The sequence below is a fragment of the Paenibacillus hemerocallicola genome (genome assembly GCF_006265175.1).
GTDB classification, from domain to species: domain Bacteria; phylum Bacillota; class Bacilli; order Paenibacillales; family NBRC-103111; genus Paenibacillus_AB; species Paenibacillus_AB hemerocallicola.
In genome coordinates this window covers 1-19,744 of sequence record NZ_VDCQ01000080.1, presented here as the reverse complement: position 1 = coordinate 19,744, position 19,744 = coordinate 1, and the positions used below count along the sequence as shown (strand labels likewise).

Below are 19,744 nucleotides of genomic sequence, written 5' to 3'. Positions count from 1 at the left end.
TTGTGCGAGCAAGATGCTCGTCCTCCTTCTGTCTGAGCTTTTTAGAATTCCTTGATCACCGGCTGGCCTTCAAGCCAAGCGATCATTTGCATCACCAAATAGTTCCAGTTCTGAAAGCCCTTGTTCAGCATCGGCTCGCCATTATCCGGCTGGTAATATTCATGAAGGCCGCCGAAGCGCTCGATATCCCGGCCGAATAGCAGCACCGTCTTTTCCGCCAATTCCTTAGCATCGTTCTCGAAGCCATAATCCACGAGTCCTCGAAAGGTCATGTAATTCGAGATTCCCCAGATCGGACCGAGCCAATTGGACGGATTGCGCGTTGCCCGCGCGCTGTACATCTTCTCCATGCCCGACAGCGTCCTTACGCCATAGGGCGACCAGAATGTCCGCATGTCATGCAGATTCTCGGCGACGATCCGCTCCGCCTGCTCGGGTTCGGCCACTCCCGACCATAGTGACATGAATCCCGTCCACACGCCTATTCGCTGAATCAGGCTGCTCCAATCCCTGGGCTGGCCGCTATGAATGCCATGAACACGGCTTTTCGGCTGGAGGAGGATATCGGCGCTGTAATAAAACCCGTCCCTCTCGTCCCAGCAATGCTCGATGATCGCCTGCTTCAACCGTTCCGCATCTCTTCGATAATCCGCTGCCGATTCGGGAAGCTGCAGACATTCGCACAAATACCCCGTAGCCAGCAGTTCCTTGTACATCAAACAATTTAAGTAAATGGACGCTGAGCTCTTAGCGGGACGGAAATACGTGCAAGGATCATTGTCTACCCCTATGGCATGGTCATTCTGCCAGTAATACAATCCTGTCTCCTCGTGCCGGTGGTGATTGCGATAATTGTTGACGAACCTCTGCAACGGGTACAGGCTCTCCCTAAGCCATTCCGCATCGCCCTCGGCTAGGCTGACGAGGAAGGCGGCATGCTGCGCCAGGACAGGCTTATGCATATTGCTGGAGTAAATGTCGGCGGGTCGAAGCGCTCCCACTTGGTCCGCACGTTGGACGACGATGGGGATCCAGCCGTCTTTGTCGCACAAGGACAAAAAATTGAGAATACTGCCCCGCTCGTAAGGCATCGCCGCCTCCGATGCTTCTGGATCGGCTTGATCCAGCAGGATTTGCCGCAGCGCTACATTGCTGAGCCAGCTGTCCCAATCCCACAAAATATCGGCATACTGCAGGCTCCCCGGGGTCAGGAAGGGATGGGGGAAAGCGCCGCCTGCTTCTCGATACATTCCCTTATAGTTCGCGGCCGTGTGCTCACGAAGCAGCTTTATATAATGGTCGAACTGCATGCTCTCGTCCTTTCCTCAATCTGTTTCCCTTCGAATAATTCCAGCGTATACTTGCACGGGCCCCCTTCTGGTGTGGATACGAGAAACTTCTTGCCCCTCAGGTCGTATTCCACCTCGGCCACTTGATCCAGCGAATCGAGTACGATAGAGAAGCGCTTGGTGAACAAATAGCCGCCTATCGTGAACCGGCCTCGCACTGGAATATCGATCGGCTTGGCGTGCCTAGTCCGGTGCCGCTCGCTCCGGGAGCGAATTTCCTCTAGCTGCCGGGGCGTGGCATGTCCCCAATGCTCGCGGGTACCGACCCCCTCCAGCTCCCAATACTCCATTCCCTCGCTCATCTGAAGCCTTTCCAGCCGCTCCTTGTACATCCGGGCTTGTTCCACAGGGACACGGATATCCGTGTCGCCATGACACACGAGCAAGGGCGTCAGCAGGTTGGACGCCAGCGCCAACCCGCTTCGAGAGGCGTAAGCAGTCGGATTAGCTTGCGGCGGATGGCCGATCCAGATGTCGAGCTCATCCCGGAATTCCCCGACCGCATCGTGCTCGTACCAGACGGCATAATCGCTTATGCCGCACATCGCCGTCGCCGCCGCGAAGAAGTCCGGGAACTTGGCGATGATTGCATAAGCGTTCCCACCCCCTCCGCTCCCGCCCTCAAAATAGACGAGTGAGGGATCCTCCATCCAGTCGCGGTAATGCTGCCGTGCATAGGCGACCGCGTCCATCACATCGAACAGCTCCCAGCCGTTGCAATCGGGCGAGCCGTCGGAAAACGCGCGTCCTCGCATATCGACCTCGAGGACCAGCTCCTCCCCCGCCGGCGTGTCCATGGCCTCGAAGGGCGGGATGCTCATGTGCCAGCCATGTGTTGTCACCACGAGACGCGACGGCTTCCCGGGCTTCAACACCCGCATAGCCAGTAGCAGCTCAGGATGGCGGGAGGAGTGATAATAGATGAAATCGCAATAGGGCGAGTAGCGGTTCTGTCGGGAGTGGTCTGTCTGTTTCCCGATCCGAACCTGATCCTCGTATTTTTCGTAATGCACCTTGCCCCTCCTTTCTCTTGTTCCCCTCAGTGCCCCGACTGACAATACTGATGCTAAAGAATCACCTCATTACCGTCTACAATCATTACCGAGGGGATTGCGGATTCGGGGCTGACAATCCAGAGCGAGTGCATAATCATATCCGAATAAACGCAAAAAATCTCCCAAAAACGGCAAAAAGCCACCTTTATTAAGGAGGGCGACTTCTTAATACCATTTTCCAGATTCCTGCTTTCGGCGGTCAGAATCTTCAGCTCTCCACAGCAAAGTTCAGCTTCCCAGCAGTTAGACTGACGCCTCTCGGCACGCCAGCATCAGCTCGGGGTCCGGCATTCGGTCGTAAACGATCCGGTGCTCCTTGGAGATCTTACCAAAGTTTCGATTATAGAAACTTTTTATCTTTTTTTGAACTTTGTTAATCTCTAACTTAATATTAGCCTTACAAAAAGGAGGTGAATGAATGAATTCAAAAATCATTATTGCACTAATCTCCCTTGCGCTAAGTGCCTTTGCCATTGGAACGACAGAATTTGTTATTGTTGGTATTCTACAAGAGGTGGCCAGCGATCTTGGGATCAAGGTAACGCAAGCAGGGACACTGGTGTCTGGATATGCAATCGCCCTTGCTATTGGAACACCGATCGTCGTAGTAATGACCGGGAAGTTGCCTAAAAAAGGATACTTGGTATTCCTCATGGTCGTGTTCACTGCAGGCAATGCTCTGGCAGCTGTAGCTCCTACCTATTCCGTCTTGCTCTTGTCTAGGGTAATTACAGCTGTTTCTCATGGCGTATTTTTCGCAGTTGCAGCTACAGTGGCCGCTGATATGGTCCCGGCTAACAAAAAAGGCACCGCCATCTCCATTATGTTCACCGGGTTAACCGTGGCTACCATTCTCGGGGTTCCCCTTGGGACCTATATCGGACAGGTATTAGATTGGCGAATGTCATTTGCCATAGTTGCTGTATTAGGTCTGATCGCTTTGTTGGTCAGTCTTGTAGCCGTAGAAAAAGTCCCACGTTCGATGCACTCGCCGAGCTTGAGAGATGTTGGAAGTTTGATTGCCAACCCACGGATCATCACTGCTTTGCTCATGACAGTATTGGGTTTCGGTGGAACATTCGCCTTATTTACGTATATCTCTCCTATCCTTGAAGAGGTTAGCGGGTACTCAGCTTCGTCTATTTCATGGCTGCTGCTGGTTTACGGTGTTGCCGTGGCAATTGGGAATATTGTCGGGGGAAAATTAGCAAATAGGCATCCTGTAAAGGCACTTCGTTTCGTTTTCCTGTTTCAAGGCATTGCCCTGCTGTTGCAAATCTGGCTACTTCCAAATAAGACACTCACCATTTTTTCCCTAATATTAATAGGCTTGTTCGCATTTATGATGTCTCCCGGCGTACAGGCTTACATTCTAATGCTTGCAGAAAAGCTGGTACCATCCGCTAAGGATGTCGCTTCTGCATTAAATATATCTGCATTTAATATTGGGATAGCGGCTGGTTCTACATGGGGTGGGCTTGCAGTAGACCATTTGCATATTATGGACACGGCTTGGATTGGTGCAATTATGGCGGGATTCGCCTTTTTACTGGCAGTTATCAATTACAGAATGGATAAGAAACAGAATCTTTTTGTTGAGGAGAGAGGATAAATGACCAAGAATGAATTAGACCTTTCGGAGAAAGAATTGGAATTTACAAGTTTTAGCCATCAAGATGCACTTGCTATTGGGAACCGGATTGTGCAGTATGCCCAAGAAAACAATGTAGCTGTGGCCGTTCATATTGAACGTAACCGAGTTCCCGTGTTTACGCACCTAATGGATGGCACTTCGGAAGAGAACTACGTATGGTTGTTTCGCAAAAAACGGGTCGTCGATCACTATAGCCGCAGTTCTGCCTACATTGAGGAGCGCTTTATCCAAAGTGGTGCTTCACATGCAGAACACTCTCTGCTTCCTACTGCAGAGTATCAGGCGGTGGGCGGTTCTATTCCAATTCGCGTCAAAGGTGTTGGCGTAGTGGGGTCTGTTACGGTCGGAGGATTGACCGGCGAGTTGGATCATGCATATGCAGTTGAGGGGATTCGCCTGTTTCTGAATAGAAGATGAGGTCAGAGGCTGGGCCATTACCACTTTAATAACATGAGAGGGTTGGGCGTAAAGCTCTTGCCCTCTTTTTTGCATTCATGCTCAGTCCATGTAGTGTCACTTTCTATGTAACCAAAACGCCTAAGTACATTAGTGAGCATGCAAACTTCTCCAAGTAAATACGAAAATACGGGACATGTTTCTGCATCAAACCCTACGTGAATTAAGGAACCAGATAAAATCAATGTATTTATCCCTATATCCATAAAACCAGATCTCGATCTTATTCTATTTCAACCCTTCTATAATTCCATAGTCATTGTAATCAGTTGAGGTCCTCCGGTGAAGACCGAACCTGTACAATTTCACTTCATACAAGCTAAAATGGAAAATGCAAAAGCTGTTTTATTATTTGTCAATAATTCAATTAAAATAAATCTGATTGTTGTTATGTATCAAGCATTCATCAACCTGATACATTGCTAATCATGAAGACATAATTAATAAATGCATAGAGGTGAATCAATGGATCAATATGAGGTTTCAACCCTAAAAAAAGGACTACTCATTCTTGACGCGTTGCAGCAAGGTGAACCAATGAGAATGACTGAGATCATGCAGCGGTTTAACCTTAACAAGACTACAACCTTTCGTCTGCTATATACGCTGGAAATGACGGGTTTTATTCAAAAAGAAGGTCACACGTACAAAGCTTCTGAGTTAAAGGGGCACCATTCATCGTCTGCAAATATTCGACTTAATTGGATAGTTGTTCCGTCCCTGCATCAATTAGCGCAGGAACTTGGCGAAACCGCATATATCGGGGTTTTAGCTGGAATGAAAGTGATGACAGTACAAGTGGTGGAGGGAAATCATGCCATTCGTAGCCATACACAAGTAGGTGATTCCGCTTATGCCCATCTAAGTGCCTTTGGAAAAGTTATCCTGGCGCACCTGAGTGATGAACAACTAAAAAAGATGCTTACACATCTTACCCAGCACAAAGCAACAAAACATACCTTTGATGACAACCACTTGTTAAGAGAGCATTTAAATGTGATCCGTCAACAAGGGTACGCCATTGATGATGAAGAAACAGAAGTGGGTTTGCGCTGCGTTGCTGCACCAATATTTTATAATGGTAATGTGATCGCAGCATTGGCTATATCCGGCCCTGCCGCACGATTAAGCCGAAAAAGAGATCGTGCAGTAAGTAAAAAATTGAGGGAATGCAGTGCTCAGATATCCAGTCTACTTTGATCCGGATGTTCTTTAACCTTACAGTCTGCAGATTGTTCTTGCTTCCCTTTCGTGGTTGTTTCTGTATTAGAAACTTTTAAGTCTGAACTATATTTCACATCGTATCGTGTACGTATATTTTTTTTCAATGCTTCACACATGGTTTTCATCATGGGAAAGTTTCGAAATTTGATATGATAAGCCAGGTACAGTTCATTGCTCACCTTAAATGAAGGATAGATTATTTTCACATGATGATTGTGTAATGATTCTTTCTTTAGCAGAAGTTGACTTAGGCTGTGCAAATACTGAATTAGTTTCAATGATAAGTAGCAAAGAGAACAGAACAAGAAACAAACGCATATCATCACCTCAAGCGTATCATTACTTGGAAATATGTTCTTTATACTGACTTTATTTCTTAATACAACCATACTAAGCTGCCCGTTACTTCAACAAGGATGCCAATTCATGCTGGCAGCCTTGTCGTGGTTTCTTATTCAACTAACGTACCCGTTAGTGAAGAGACCTCTAGTTATTGTCTTAAAATCTACAACTCTGTTTTTAGGGGTAGTACCAGCGTAACTGACACCACCCGCAAACGTATGGATAAAAATGTAAGAACCCTCCGCTTATGGAGAGTTCTTTTTATGGGTAATAATTGTACCAATTACTAAGAAAGATTAGGTTATTCAGACTCCGGTTCCTGCTTGTAACCCAAAGCGAGCTTTTCGATTATCGCTTGTGGAAGAAATGGCGCGAGGCTGACTAGATGCTCGGGACGTAGACCGTTTACGCCCCTGCTCTCGATCAGCATGACCAAGTGGGATTGATCTAGAAACGGCGCCAGTCCCAGGATATTCTCCGGAACCATAGATCCGTCAGCTGCCTGATGGGCGAGCCGACCTAATGTCTCCTTGGAAAGAAACGGGCCAAGTCCGGATATCGCGTCCCATTGCAAGCTTCCTTCTTCGGCATGATTGACAAGGCGATCCAACGTCTCATGGCCTAGGAACGGAGCGATCCCCGTAATCTTGCTCAGTTCGATCGTTCCATCGATCACTTTTTCTACGAGCTTCTCCAATGTGGCTCGTCCAAGGAATGGCGCTAGTGCATTGACATTGGACCAGTGCACAACACCTTCCGTCTGTTCAATCATGGCTTCCAATGCATCACGGGATAGAAACGGTGCCAAGCCGCTCACATGATCAAGGGTCAGCTGGCACCCAGGATGACCGGGGGGCTCGGGATTTATGAGGACATCCCCCTTTTCTATTTGCATCTTTATCGGTGCAACTTCAAGATCGGTAGAACGTTCGCCATTCAGCAGCTCATCGACCGTCACGCCCAATAGCTTCGCTGTAAGCGGCAGTAGGCCGATGTCCGGCAGCGATTCGCCGCGCTCCCATTTCGATACGGCTTGGTGGCTAACACTCAGAAGCTGAGCGAGCTCTGCCTGCGTATTATTTTTGGCTTTTCTTAAATCTGAAATGAAGGCACCGATTTTCCGTACATCCATGATATTTTCCTCCTGCATATTGGTTTGCAGAATCGGCCGATTTGCTATATTCAACGTATCATAGGCGATCCGTGCAGCCAATCAGCAGTTGGTTGAGCGATTTCGTTTACGTATTCAACCGGCGGTTGAATGACGTGGAGAGATATGTCTTGAACACCAGAGAACACAATTTCACCCATTTTTTCGGAAGCGTCCCAGGAAAATTCCGTTGTTCACAAACAATAGCTTCATCAATATGAAGAGAGGGGCCGCCGCGCGGCAAGCTCTATCTCTCCCACTATCGTACCCGTTAGTGCAATGATTTTTCAAAAACCACTATCGCTACTTCAGCCATTTCCTTTAACTTATTAATATCCAACCCTTTTATTTCAAAATTATTAATTACACTTTCAAAGTAAGACCGGTCGTTATTAACATTAATCAGTTGTATTTCCTTTATTAGTTCAGAAAACGTATCTAATCCTTCGATATCTATATATAACCTTGCTAATTTTTCAAACCCCTCTTTATCTGGTGATTGACCAATGCCAGAAAAACTAACCATGTAGTGTTCAAAGTAATTCTCGGGGTACTTATTAATTTCCATTAGTTCACCTCAATTTTAATTGTATTCTCAACTATGCAGTCAGTTACTTCAATATAACAAAAATGCAGCTGCCACTGGGCTAATTGCTTCTTATTTCGTTCAACTAAATTCTCCGTTAGCTAAAAGGATTGAGTTTTTCAAACTCATCTTTTGTCTGTCCATATACATACTCGTCGAAATGCCTGCCCTTTGTAAAAATCATTTCACTGAGTATTCTTTTTGGGACGAATCCAAGATGCTCCTGCAAAGCTCATGACCCATTATTAAAGGCATAGACATATGCGTTTACCTTACGATACGGCAGGTGAACTTTCCCGTACGCGATTCCGTCAAAATCGGCTTTCAATGTACTCGCTGCCGCTTTCTCAGGAAAGAACGCTTTCAGATTTTTACCATAAGCGAACCCGCACTTTTTTTGGGGCAGATTGCCTATCTCAAATATCCCGGCCGTGTGCCGTTGCTACCAAGTATCTCATTATTCGGACTGACATTTAAGAAACTATGGAGGGATGCTCTTCTGCCCTACTTTGCAGTTGACTCATATCTTCTTTAATTTAATATTATTAAGCTGAGGATCAGGTGCCGTCCAAAAGCCCCACCACACCTGCGATCACGGCACTAATAAGGTCGGTTACGATTTCGGACCCCATCAAATCTTCCATTTGTATCCTTCTGATAGCCAATTACAAGAGTTGCAATCGAAACAAGGCTGGTCTGTTCCATCGCAGCCTACAGGTTGTTTGCTTCGTACTGAACTACCCATGCACATCTATTATCTCGCTTTTTTTGGAATCTCAATCTTTTTCGACCACGTTGTGCGGCCGCCGAGACCTATTTACGACTTGGTTTCTTCACATAAACCTTGCGTGCAGACCGAGAAAGGCGAAGGGATCGGCTTGTACGTTACGCCGGAAGCGATGCTGGCTTCAGAGCAGTTGGACGGTACTCTGATCGGAACGCGATGCTCAGCCGAAATGGCACTCAAGGTGCTTCCCGATCGGAAGCCCTTTATTCCTGGAGAAACCGGTGGCTCATATTTTTTTAAATAATTTTTAATATGTCTTTATCATTCCGTATACTATAATGAATTGTGGAAAATACCGAAAAATAGTAGTTTTTCAACTTTGGGAGAGGACGACAGTAGGCTATGGGACTTAATTGGAAAGGAACTCGATTTGGGGGAAGATGGGTTTCGCTGTTATTATGCTTTGTTTTGGCACTTGGGGTGCTTGTGCCGTTTGGAGGACAGCGCGCGTCGGCTTCTATCGATTTTGAGTCGGTCGATGGCGGGAGCATAGGGTCACCCATGATTCCGACATTGATGCCATCAATAATGGAATACAACGGTGAGTTGTATGCCGCGGTGTTTTATTCAGAACTATCCAATCCGACGGTGAGAGTGTTCAAGTATACCGCGCCAACATGGACGGACATATCAGGCGCCGGTCTTCAAGCATCACCAGGCCAGCCCATCATGTCTCCCAGATTGGTTGTACATGATAATGCGCTATATGCTTACTGGATGGAAGGACTTGAAATTAACTCGAAATTACGGGTGAAAAAGTACGAAAATGGAAGCTGGTCCGTGGCGGACGACGGGACAGGATTGAACGTTGATAGCAACTCAGGCGCTTCAGGCGCGTATATGATTAGCTATGACGGGGCGTTGTATGCATTTTGGAATGAGACTATGCTGGCGCTTAGACAAGTTCGTGCCAAAAAATTAGTCAACGGCGTCTGGGAACCTGCGGACGGTGGCGTCTCACTGAGCAATTTGATCATTGGCGGCACCTCATCACCGATCGCCGCTGAAATTTTTAATAATGCTTTGTACGTGGCATGGACAGAAGGCGTTAATCTTCGGGTAAAACGTTTGGATAACAACGGCTGGCAGTTTGTGGACGAAGGCGTTTTAAGCGGTATTGCGACTAGCGCCTCGCCTCCAAGCTTGAGAGTGCATAACAACGAGCTTTTTGCAATGTGGCTGGACGGTCCCCAACTTAAAGCCCAAAAATACGACGGATCAAATTGGGTAGCCGTAGAAAACGGGCTTGGTAGCTCCGTATTAAATCCGGTCATGAATCCGGTAATGACAGTCGCAAACGGATCTTTGTATGCCGCATATTATCAATTGGCGCCCATGCCCCCCCAGCTTTTTCCAAGTATAGTCTTGAAGCGATACGATGGCTCCGCATGGGTAACGGAAAGCGATACTTTGCAATCCCTCCCCAGTCCGTTTGATATGTTAGTGTATAATAATGAGCTATATATCGCTTATACCAGTATGTTGCTGCCGCTGCAGGTGCGAATCGTTAAAGCGCCCAACACGCGCACAATCAGCCCGAAAACGGCCGAATTCGACAAAAAGGTTCCGGCAAACGTGTCGTTGACGATGTCGGCGTACGGATACGGACTGACGAGCATCACCGACGGTGCCTCTCCGCTATCAGGAACCGATTATACCGTGAATGGGACTGCGGTGACGATCAATTCCTCGTACTTGTCCTTGTTGCCGCTCGGACCAAAGACGCTGACGTTCAATTTCGGCGTGGGTACGCCGCAGACGCTAACCGTTACGATTACCGACTCTACCGATCCGCAAATCACGCCGACAACCGGCACGTTTGACAAAAATGTTGCGCAGCAATCACCGTTGAATGTGACGATGGCTACATACGGGAAAACGCTGTCGAACATTGCCGATGGCTCGACGCCGCTTGTGCAAGGAACGCATTACAGCGTCAACGGCAACACCGTTACACTGAATAGCTCTTATCTGACAAGTTTGCCTGTCGGCACGAAAGCATTGACGTTTAACTTCAGTGCAGGCGCGCCGCAGACGTACACGATCACAGTAATCGACACGACGCAAAACAGCATTATCACGCCGACAACCGGCACATTTGACAAAAACATTGCGCAGCAGTCGTCGCTGAGCGTGACGATGGCTACATACGGGAACACACTGTCGAACATTGCCGATGGCTCGACGCCGCTTGTGCAAGGAACGCATTACAGCGTCAACGGCAACACCGTTACACTGAATAGCTCCTATCTGGCAAGCTTGCCTGTCGGCACGAAAGCATTGACGTTTAACTTCAGCGCAGGCGCGCCGCAGACGTACACGATTATGGTAATCGACACGACGCCTGGCCCGCAAAACAGCATCATCACGCCGACAACCGGCACATTTGACAAAAATGTAGCGCAACAATCGCCGTTGAATGTGACGATGGCTACATACGGGAATACGCTGTCTAACATTACCGATGGCTCGACGCCGCTTGTGCAAGGAACGCATTACAGTGTCAATGGTAATACGATCACGTTGAACACTTCGTACCTTGCAAGCTTGCCTGTTGGCACGAAAGCATTGACTTTCAACTTCAGTGCAGGCGCGCCGCAGACCTATACGATCACGGTAATCGACACGACGCCAGGCCCGCAAAACAGCATCATCACGCCGACGACCGGCACATTTGACAAAAACGTCGAAATACAGTCGCCGCTTAACGTGACGATCGTTACAAACGGAAACACGCTTTCGAACATTACTGATGACTCGACGCCGCTTGTGCGAGGAACGCATTATGGAGTCGATGGCAACATCGTTACGCTGCATAGCTCCTATCTGGCAAGCTTGCCTATCGGCACGAAAGCATTGACGTTTAACTTCAGCGCAGGCACGCCGCAGACCTATACGATCACGGTTATCGACACAACGGTTAACCCGGTTCCAAATGCGCCTGTGCTGGTATCGGCTATTGCAGCCAACCGGCAAGTAACGTTATCTTGGACTCCGGTCAACGGAGCGACCAGCTACAAAGTGTACCAAACGGTCACATCGGGAACATACGGCAGCAGTACTCCAATCACCGTTGGAGGATCGGTATACGGCTATACATCAACAGAATTAACGAACGGAACGACGTACTACTATGTCGTGAAAGCAACGAACAGCTCCGGCGACAGTGTGGCGTCGAATGAACTGAGCGCCAGACCGTTTGGCGCGGACGAGTATCCGTCTGACAGCGGCACGCCTAACACGGGCGTCAACGTACTGGTCAACGGCAAAGCCGAGCAAACCGGCACAGCGACGACAACGATGGTGAACGGTCAGTCGGTGACGACAGTCGTGGTTGATCCAGCGAAGCTGCAAGAGCGGTTAGACGCAGCAGGACAAAATGCGGTCATCACGATCCCGATCACCACGACATCGGATGTAGCAGTAGGCGAACTGAACGGACAAATGGTCAGCAATATGGAGAAAAAGCAAGCGGTAATCGAGATTAAGACCGATAGCGCTACCTACACCATTTCGGCCAAGCAAATCGACATCAATGCGATTTCGGCACAACTGGGACAAAACGTAACGCTTTCCGACATCAAAATCCAGATTGAAATCGCCAAGCCGACGGCAGCGAAAACGGCTATCGTGCAAAATGCGGCTAAAGCAGGCGAGTTCAGTCTCGTGCTGCCACCGCTGGAATTTACGGTGCGCGGGGTATATAACGGTAAATCGTTTGAGATCAACAAGTTCGACGCCTATGTAGAACGGACGATTGCGATCCCGGACAACGTGGACGCTTCGAAAATTACGACGGCTATTGTGGTTGATCCGGACGGAACGGTACGCCATGTGCCGACGCAGATCGTCAAAATCGACAGTAAGTACTACGCCAAAGTGAACAGCTTGACGAACAGCATTTATTCGCTCGTATGGTATCCGATTACGTTTAAAGATGCAGAGACGCATTGGGCGAAAGACTCGATAAACAACATGGGCTCGCGCATGATTGTGAACGGAGTAAGCAATGGCATGTTCAATCCGGATCAAAACATGACGCGCGCGGAGTTCGCGGCGGTTATCATACGCGGCTTGGGACTGAAAGCCGAAAGTGCGGCAACGTCGCCGTTCAAAGATGTGAAGAGCAGCGACTGGTTCAGCGGCGTGGTGCAAACGGCGTATGCGAACGGTCTGATCAGCGGCTTTGAAGACGGCACGTTCCGTCCGCAGAAGAGTATTACGCGCGAGCAGGCGATGGTCATAATCGCCAAGGCGATGAAGATTACGCAGTTGCAAAGCAAGCAAGCAAAAGCTCCGCAAGCGTGGACGCCTTTGGTCAGCGACTTTACGGACCGCGCAGCGATTGCGGATTGGGCGACAGCAAGCATAGAGGACGCCTTGAAAGCCGGACTCGTAACCGGCCGCAACGGCAGCAAGCTAGCACCAAAAGATACGGTAACCCGTGCGGAGATTACGGTACTTGTACAACGGCTGCTGCAAAAGTCGCAATTGATTAACTGAAATTAGTACGATAGTTATTAGGGCTATTCCATAGATCGTCAAAGACGGTTTATGGAATAGCCCTTTTTCAAATTTTTAGTATTATAGTTAGTATTATATTAGCTTAATAAAGCTGGTACGATCACTTACATTCTCTTAATTGTCGCCAAACTTCCCGTTAGCACAGCGAGGCTGCCGATCCATGCCGGCAGCCTCATCTTATTGTAGTATTATTCTTATTCAGCCCTCAATCGCCGTTAGCTCAAGGAATTAGCATTATTGGATGTCTTTTTTCAAATAATAATGAGTGTGCCTGCCTGCGTTTTGTATTGTTCCGAACACTTCGAATCCTTGTTCCTTATAAAAATCTAGCGCTTGAAAACTCAAGGTATCTAACTTCATAAAATCACATTTTTTATGTTTTGCAATTTGTTCGGCTTCGAAGAGGAGTTTTTTCCCATATCCTAACTTTCGATAGGCGTCATCCACGAAAAGATATTGTACATCAAACCAATTCCAACATATCTCACCTATTAACCCACCGTAAACCTTCCTGTTGGCATCTTGCAAATACAGGTTAACAGCTTGATACCTGCCCTTCAAATCTTCTGGGAAATGCCTTAGGTTATATTCTATCATTTTGTTTACGACATATGACTTGGCGGCATCATTGGTCTCATTAGTTATTTGTAATTCCATGTATAGGTAACTCCTGTTCAATTCGAGGTAGGTTTAAGTATAACACTCTCGCCCAAAATTTGGTGCTGTAGAGAACTTATATAATTAAGCTATGCTGCCAGTTACTTCAACAAAATGAAAGAGGAGCCGCCGCTTGGCAAGCTCATCCGCAATCGTTTACGTTAGTTGAAAATCAATGGAAAAGTAAACGTAACGAAAGCTGCCCAAAGTCCGTAAACCGGCAAATACTTAGTAACGGCATCTTGGATGGTCGAAGGACCGGTTTTGTTTTGCAGAAAACGCATATAAGCAAGCATTATCCAAATGAGATTAGCCAAAATAAGGATGTTTATGCCTAAGACGGCAAGTCTGTTTGGCGTAATCCCATAAGAAGAAAGCCTGAACACGATAGCCGATAAAGCTATGCCGTCAATGATGAGAGCAAGAACGAGGAGGGCAAAATTGATATAATCCGAAATACTCTTTTTCTCGACTAAGCCGCTTTCGGTAATCGAGAATATGGTGACGGCCAATACGCTGAGAAGTATTCCGTTGAAGGATAAGAGGAAATCGCGGTCCAAGAACGGATTTTTCCCGACCCCTAACACCGTAATAAGATACGCCAACAATGTGGCCAACACGAGAGGACTGAAAATTTTGGCGATATATGGCGCTATACTCTTAGCAAGTTTAAGGTTCTTCGATACCAGGTAGGTTGCCACGATCGTGAGAGCGGCAGCACCGAATGAAACGACATTTTTAAAATAAAACTCAGATATATCCATGCCGACGAATTTAAATAACTGCATCGTTAAAATCGTTAGCAGCATTCCGCTGATGGCCATGCTGGCATAGAGGATGCAAAATTCCCCGTTCAGTTTAAGATAGGCTAATCTTGCGTTGCCCTTGCCATATTCATTTCCTGTAAATGCAAGCCCCGATAATACCCATAAGAAGATGGGGAGGTGTATATACGTCAAAATAATACTGTCGTTTTGCTCCATCGGCAGCAAATTCATGTAAACTCCGGAGATTAGGAATAAGGAAGCAAGGGTGTAAAAAATCTTTTTAGAAGGAGTATTATTGAAAACAAAATAGGCGGTAATAAAGGGAAGTACGCCATAAACAAGGTTGATCGGAGCTATTTCTTCCTGTTCAGTAAAATGCAAAAGGATTCTGGTACATAACCCAGCCAAAATGGCTAAAATGCCCATGGACAAGAAATCTTTTTGAAACAAATTCGCTTTTTCTGTATTCGCTTTCTCCTTAAAATGCAATCTTTCATACCAAACGGCAAGAATCTTCGAATCAGGGTGTTGTTCCCAGGCGTAGGAGAACGACTTTTTAAAGGCTTCGGGTTCCTTTCTAAACATTCTCTCCAGCTCGTGGGGATTGGCGATATTTTCAATAATCGAATTGTTCATGGCTGGTTGTACCTCCTCTAACCGACATCGTCGCCTTTGTAGTCTAAAATGTCTCCCGGCTGACATTCCAAAGCCTTGCAAATCGCCTCTAAAGTGGATATTCGAATCGCTTTGGCCTTTCCGTTTTTCAATATGGAAAGATTGGCCATCGTTATGCCAACCCTCGATAGAAGAGCGGCATGCCGGCTGCATACAAGATACTGATCGCGATTGCGCAGTTTTTGATATACTTTAATGCTAATACGGAAAAATCCAAGAACGCTTTGTTGTAGTCGATATAGCCTAAAAGTTTAATTGCTTGATACAGCGCAATGTAAAAAGGAATCGCCGATGCGTACAAGTCGATGAAAACGAGATGTTTCATGTAAGTCATATCCGGTTACAGTTCCGTTGCATAATTCGCGATCTCAGGCACCAAAAATATGCACAATGCAAGAACCGGGATTCCAATAAGAATGACGGCTGCCTTTAAAAAAAGCGTTGTTCCTTGTTCATAAAAAGCCCCTCACTTCTCGTTTAATTAATTTGACATTAGCATACAAATTATCGTATTGCAATAAATAGTTTCCTTTTTTAAATATATTATTGTTGTTTTATTACTCGAGATAACCTGTCCGTTACTTTTACGAACTAAAAAAGAGCTGCCATGAGGCAAGCTCCTTCACTATCGTATCCGTCCCTCTGTTTTAAGGGTTTATCTCACATTCCAATATGATAATATTAAATTGACAATATATAATGAAACGCTGCTGCTTCTATTCATTCACGTTATTGATGATGATTTCACTGATTTCTCGGTCAGTATGCTACTCAGTCAGACAAAAAAAGTAACCACCACAACGCGAGGTTTAGTCGCGTTGCGTCTGCTCCCTGTTTTATTCCACTATCGTACCCGTTAGCGGAGCAAGCCGCCGATCAAACCACCGGCAAACTTGCTTTAACCGGGTTGAGTATAGGTATTGATATATGGCACCTGCATTTTCGAAGGGGCACTTAGATGTAAACAGCACGTAAGTACCGTCCGCCTGGCTGCGTCGGGAGTATCTTTGGGGCACGGCATCGCTGCGAAGTTGGCTGCGATTCGCCGGCGCGCTGCCGGCAACGGAGCAACTACTCGCGCCGCATGCGGTCCGGACTCTATCGAACGAATCGGTCTACACTGCGCGGCCGCACAGCTGGCCTGGGCCATCAGAGCAGCTGCTGGTTTCCCCGGTTTCGGACCCAACCGCTCCGCTCGAGATCCTCAGCATATCTGGACAACTCCCTCTATTGATCGGCTACGCCGAAATGGCCACGGCCATCACGAGAATACTAAACCAAAATCATTAGCTCCCGCGCCCGTGCCGCCCTTTCCAGACTCGACCGGGCGGCACGGGAGCAGCTGCAGCATCGCTCGTTTCGCACTCGACCGGGTAGCTCGAGATCGCTGCGTAGTTTTGCGCTAGATGCGCTCGCCGCTCCCGATCAGTGCACCGGCCGAAGCGATCAGGACCGCAGCATCAGCCGTCCGATGGGGCGTACTTCCTCACGTCCGGCTCGAATGACGCTCCATTGGACGGGTCCAACTCCACGTGGGTGGTTCCGCGATCGTCGGTCAGCACGAGCATGCGCGAGCCGACGACGGGGACGCGGTCGGCGCTGGTGCGCATGCGCGCTGAGACGACACGAGGAGCACCGTCGACGATGTAACCTACCTCGACCGTGAACATCGGGTAATTGAAGAGCCAGGTGTTCGCGAAGCTCACGGCGGTCAGCGTCCCGGTGAATGATGAGCCCTCCACGCGGAGGCGCTCGAAGTCCGCCTGACGCCGCCGGGCGTGGGCGATCGAGCCGGGCAACCGCAGGAGCACGATGGCGGCCCAGAGGGCGAAGCCGGATCCGACGACGGCGCCGAGCTCTGGCGGGATCGTCGGCGACGTCGCGATGGCCTCGAGGTCGAAGGGGCGCCACGGATCACTTGTCAGCGTCCAGAGCAGGAGGACTCCCGCGTCTGCGGCGAGTCCTCCTGCGACCGCGAGCATCGCGAACAGGCCGGCGACCCTGATCTGTCCGAATTGCTCGACCGCTCGCGAGTACACTCCGCCGGTCACTCCGATCGCGACGAACAGCAGCACCACAGCGACGCCCAACGTGACCGGATGACCGAGGAGCATGCCGATCGCCGGTGTCGGCGCCAGGCCGAGCAAGGCGCCGAACGGCACGGAGCCTGTCAGCGCCCACAGTGCAGCGGCTGCTAGCAGCCACGGCAGCAGCGGAGCCACGCGTCCGACGCGACGTCCCGGCCGGAGCACCGTCATCCGTCCGCCCGTGTCCGTAGTGGAGAACAGCGGCAGCGTCTCGATGTGCTCCTGCTGATCCTCCGCAGCATCCCTTTTAGCCATACACACCTTCACATCCATAATTTTTTAGCTATATTATACCACATATTGAATGTCCGGCCGGCCGGCGTCCGTTTCAACTCAACCGCTCCATTCGGGATCCGCAGCATAGCCTGACATTTACTCAATTGGTCGGCAGTCGCCAAAGTTGCCACATGTGATAGTCTTATAACGTCCGTTCGCTGGCCATTACGAGAATACCAAACCAAAATCAATAGCTCCCGCGCCTTCGCTTGGGCGCTGCCCTGTCCGGTCGCGGCGGGAGCAACCAGGAGACGGTGTTGCTGGAGAAACTGACCGCACTTCGCTGGCGCGCACCCGGCGGTATCGGGAGTAATCCGAAACACGCGTCGCTGCCGGTGCTGGTCCGCGCTACGCCGAAGTACTGGCCCGTTAACTCGGTCGCGACGGAAGCAACCCGGACCGCTACGTCACTGCCAGAGCTGACCGCACTATGCCGGCGCACCGCCCGACCGCCCCGCTGCCGCTGGAGAATATCCGGGGCACGGCATCTCTGCCGGAGCTGGCCGCGTTTAGCCGATCTGTGCTGCCCATCCTTCCCGGCTGCGGCGGAAATAACCCGGAATGCGGCTTCCCCGCCGGATCTAGACGTCCTTCGCCGGCACCACCGCCCGTCCACGCGACTACGATCGGAACAGCGAGGAACGCGGTGAACTTCGGGAGTTGGCCGTACTTCGCTGACGTGTAGCACCCCGTTGGCCCGGTTGTGGCCGCTGCTTTGTTGAACTTACGTACCCGTTAGCCCTCCATGCCCTGTCGGGCACCACAGATAATGAAAATTGGGGCTAGGCGTTTTATAATTATATTACGGCTGGCGAGGGAGGTCGATGCGCTATGTTGTCGCGAACCCAACCGTTAGTCTGACCCCAACGACCTTGGTGCACCACGGAATGTTGCTCCTTTTAAGGAAGCGCGCAGGGTAGATTAATCCTTTTGGGTTGTTGCACCAGCCCTCAATTTCGAATTGCCGTAGGAAGGTGAGTTTCATGGATGTTCTCATTGAACGAGCATGCGGTTTAGATGTTCACAAGAAGAGCATCACAGCCTGCATCGTTACACCGGAAGGAAAGGAGATTCGGACGTTCCGCACCCACACCGTCTATCTTCTCGAGCTGATTGACTGGATCAAGGAACACCGCTGCACCCACGTGGCCATGGAGAGCACCGGCGTGTTCTGGAAGCCAATCGTGAACTTGCTCGAAGCGGAAGACATTCACTTCCTCGTCGTAAACGCACAACACATGAAGGCTCTCCCTGGTCGGAAGACGGATGTAAAGGATTCCGAATGGATCTGCGATCTCCTCCGCCATGGATTACTCAAGGCAAGCTACATCCCTGACCGAAACCAACGGGAATTGCGGGAACTGGTCCGTTACCGCCGAAGCCTCATTCAAGAGCGAGCTCGCGAACATAACCGGGTACAAAAAGTTCTTGAAGGCGCTACTATCAAGCTTGCTTCCGTCGTGTCCGATATTAGGGGGCTTTCCAGCCGGGACATGCTCGAGGCCATGGTAAACGGCGAGACGGACCCGGAAACGCTGGCCGGTTTCGCACGCAGAACGATGAAGAAAAAGAAAGAAGAGCTTGAGCTGGCGCTCCGCGGAAACATGAGCTCGCACCAACGCATGATGCTAAAAACAATGCTTACCCACGTAGATTTCCTTTCGGAGCAAATCGCTGAGCTTGACGCAGAGGTAGCCAAACGGCTCGCCCCTTTTCAGCAGGACCTGGATCGACTGGACAGCATTCCGGGGGTCGCTCGGCGAACCGCTGAGCAAATCCTTGCCGAAGTTGGAACCGACCTTGCTTCGCGCTTCCCGAGTGCAGCACATTTATGTTCATGGGTCGGTCTCGTTCCAGGTCAAAACGAAAGCGCCGGCAAACGCAAGTCCTCCAAAACGCGCAAAGGCAACAAGTATCTCCGTTCCGCCCTCACCGAAGCAGCTCAATCCATACGGGGATCTGATCATTACCTTGGAGCCCAATACCGGCGAATCGCCGCCCGCAAAGGAAAGCGCCGAGCAGCCGTTGCCGTTGCACATTCGATCATGACGATCACTTACTATTTGCTAACCCGACAGGAAGAGTACAGGGACTTAGGTTCAGATTACTTTGAGAAACGACACCAAGACGCTATCGTCAGACAGACCGTCCGAAA

Annotated in this window: 14 protein-coding genes and 1 pseudogene; 5 read left to right on the top strand and 10 right to left on the bottom strand. The window is 49.3% G+C overall.

Going from position 1 to position 19,744, the window contains the following annotated elements; genetic code table 11:
* Positions 1 to 41 precede the first annotated feature (41 nt).
* On the bottom strand, positions 42 to 1,310 hold the full coding sequence (locus tag FE784_RS35405; RefSeq protein WP_139606962.1) for an MGH1-like glycoside hydrolase domain-containing protein: 1,269 nt from the start codon (positions 1,308 to 1,310) through the stop codon (positions 42 to 44).
* Complete coding sequence (locus tag FE784_RS35400; protein ID WP_139606961.1) at positions 1,289 to 2,362, bottom strand: alpha/beta hydrolase family protein; 1,074 nt, start codon at positions 2,360 to 2,362, stop codon at positions 1,289 to 1,291. The genes FE784_RS35405 and FE784_RS35400 overlap by 22 nt, the downstream gene beginning before the upstream one ends.
* A 460-nt stretch (positions 2,363 to 2,822) precedes the next feature.
* On the opposite strand from FE784_RS35400, the gene FE784_RS35395 reads away from it, so the two are divergent.
* The 3 genes from FE784_RS35395 to FE784_RS35385 all read left to right on the top strand — a co-directional run bounded on the left by FE784_RS35395 (position 2,823) and on the right by FE784_RS35385 (position 5,714).
* Positions 2,823 to 4,016, top strand: coding sequence for an MFS transporter (locus tag FE784_RS35395; RefSeq protein WP_139606960.1), 1,194 nt, complete (start codon positions 2,823 to 2,825; stop codon positions 4,014 to 4,016).
* A complete protein-coding gene (locus FE784_RS35390; RefSeq protein WP_139606959.1) occupies positions 4,017 to 4,475 on the top strand; it encodes a heme-binding protein in 459 nt (152 codons plus the stop codon).
* Positions 4,476 to 4,979: 504 nt separating this feature from the next.
* Positions 4,980 to 5,714 carry an IclR family transcriptional regulator gene (locus tag FE784_RS35385; protein WP_176706742.1) on the top strand — a complete coding sequence of 245 codons (735 nt, stop codon included), beginning with the start codon at positions 4,980 to 4,982 and terminating at the stop codon, positions 5,712 to 5,714.
* 667 nt (positions 5,715 to 6,381) lie between these two features.
* On the opposite strand, the gene FE784_RS35380 is transcribed toward FE784_RS35385, so the two are convergent.
* The 3 genes from FE784_RS35380 to FE784_RS42235 form a co-directional block, all read right to left on the bottom strand.
* On the bottom strand, positions 6,382 to 7,212 hold the full coding sequence (locus FE784_RS35380) for a helix-turn-helix domain-containing protein (RefSeq protein ID WP_176706741.1): 831 nt from the start codon (positions 7,210 to 7,212) through the stop codon (positions 6,382 to 6,384).
* A 289-nt stretch (positions 7,213 to 7,501) separates the two neighbouring features.
* Positions 7,502 to 7,798 carry a hypothetical protein gene (locus FE784_RS35375; protein WP_139606956.1) on the bottom strand — a complete coding sequence of 99 codons (297 nt, stop codon included), beginning with the start codon at positions 7,796 to 7,798 and terminating at the stop codon, positions 7,502 to 7,504.
* 2,274 nt (positions 7,799 to 10,072) lie between these two features.
* On the bottom strand, positions 10,073 to 10,225 hold the full coding sequence (locus FE784_RS42235) for a hypothetical protein (protein WP_246132335.1): 153 nt from the start codon (positions 10,223 to 10,225) through the stop codon (positions 10,073 to 10,075).
* Here FE784_RS42235 and FE784_RS35365 point away from each other — a divergent pair.
* The gene (locus FE784_RS35365; RefSeq protein ID WP_246132332.1) at positions 10,191 to 13,106 is read left to right on the top strand and encodes a X2-like carbohydrate binding domain-containing protein; all 2,916 of its coding nucleotides are present in this window, start codon (positions 10,191 to 10,193) and stop codon (positions 13,104 to 13,106) included. The genes FE784_RS42235 and FE784_RS35365 overlap by 35 nt on opposite strands.
* 255 nt (positions 13,107 to 13,361) lie before the next feature.
* Here the strand turns inward: FE784_RS35365 and FE784_RS35360 are convergent, their stop codons facing one another.
* From FE784_RS35360 to FE784_RS35340, 5 genes and pseudogenes are all read right to left on the bottom strand, one after another.
* Entirely contained in the window at positions 13,362 to 13,784 is a 423-nt protein-coding gene (locus tag FE784_RS35360; protein WP_139606954.1) for a GNAT family N-acetyltransferase, read from the bottom strand.
* A 161-nt stretch (positions 13,785 to 13,945) separates the two neighbouring features.
* Entirely contained in the window at positions 13,946 to 15,187 is a 1,242-nt protein-coding gene (locus tag FE784_RS35355; protein ID WP_139606953.1) for a DUF4153 domain-containing protein, read from the bottom strand.
* Between the two features lie 17 nt (positions 15,188 to 15,204).
* Positions 15,205 to 15,336, bottom strand: a complete 132-nt coding sequence (locus FE784_RS35350; protein ID WP_139606952.1) for a helix-turn-helix domain-containing protein — start codon at positions 15,334 to 15,336, stop codon at positions 15,205 to 15,207.
* Positions 15,337 to 15,353: 17 nt separating this feature from the next.
* Positions 15,354 to 15,644, bottom strand: a pseudogene (locus FE784_RS35345) (DUF2975 domain-containing protein); the annotation flags it as partial.
* A gap of 1,042 nt (positions 15,645 to 16,686) precedes the next feature.
* Positions 16,687 to 17,568 (bottom strand): hypothetical protein, encoded by an 882-nt coding sequence (locus FE784_RS35340; protein ID WP_139606951.1) that lies wholly within the window; start codon positions 17,566 to 17,568, stop codon positions 16,687 to 16,689.
* Between the two features lie 1,004 nt (positions 17,569 to 18,572).
* Here FE784_RS35340 and FE784_RS35335 point away from each other — a divergent pair.
* Positions 18,573 to 19,744: IS110 family RNA-guided transposase (locus FE784_RS35335; protein WP_139606950.1), on the top strand; the 1,172-nt coding region annotated here is incomplete at its 3' end.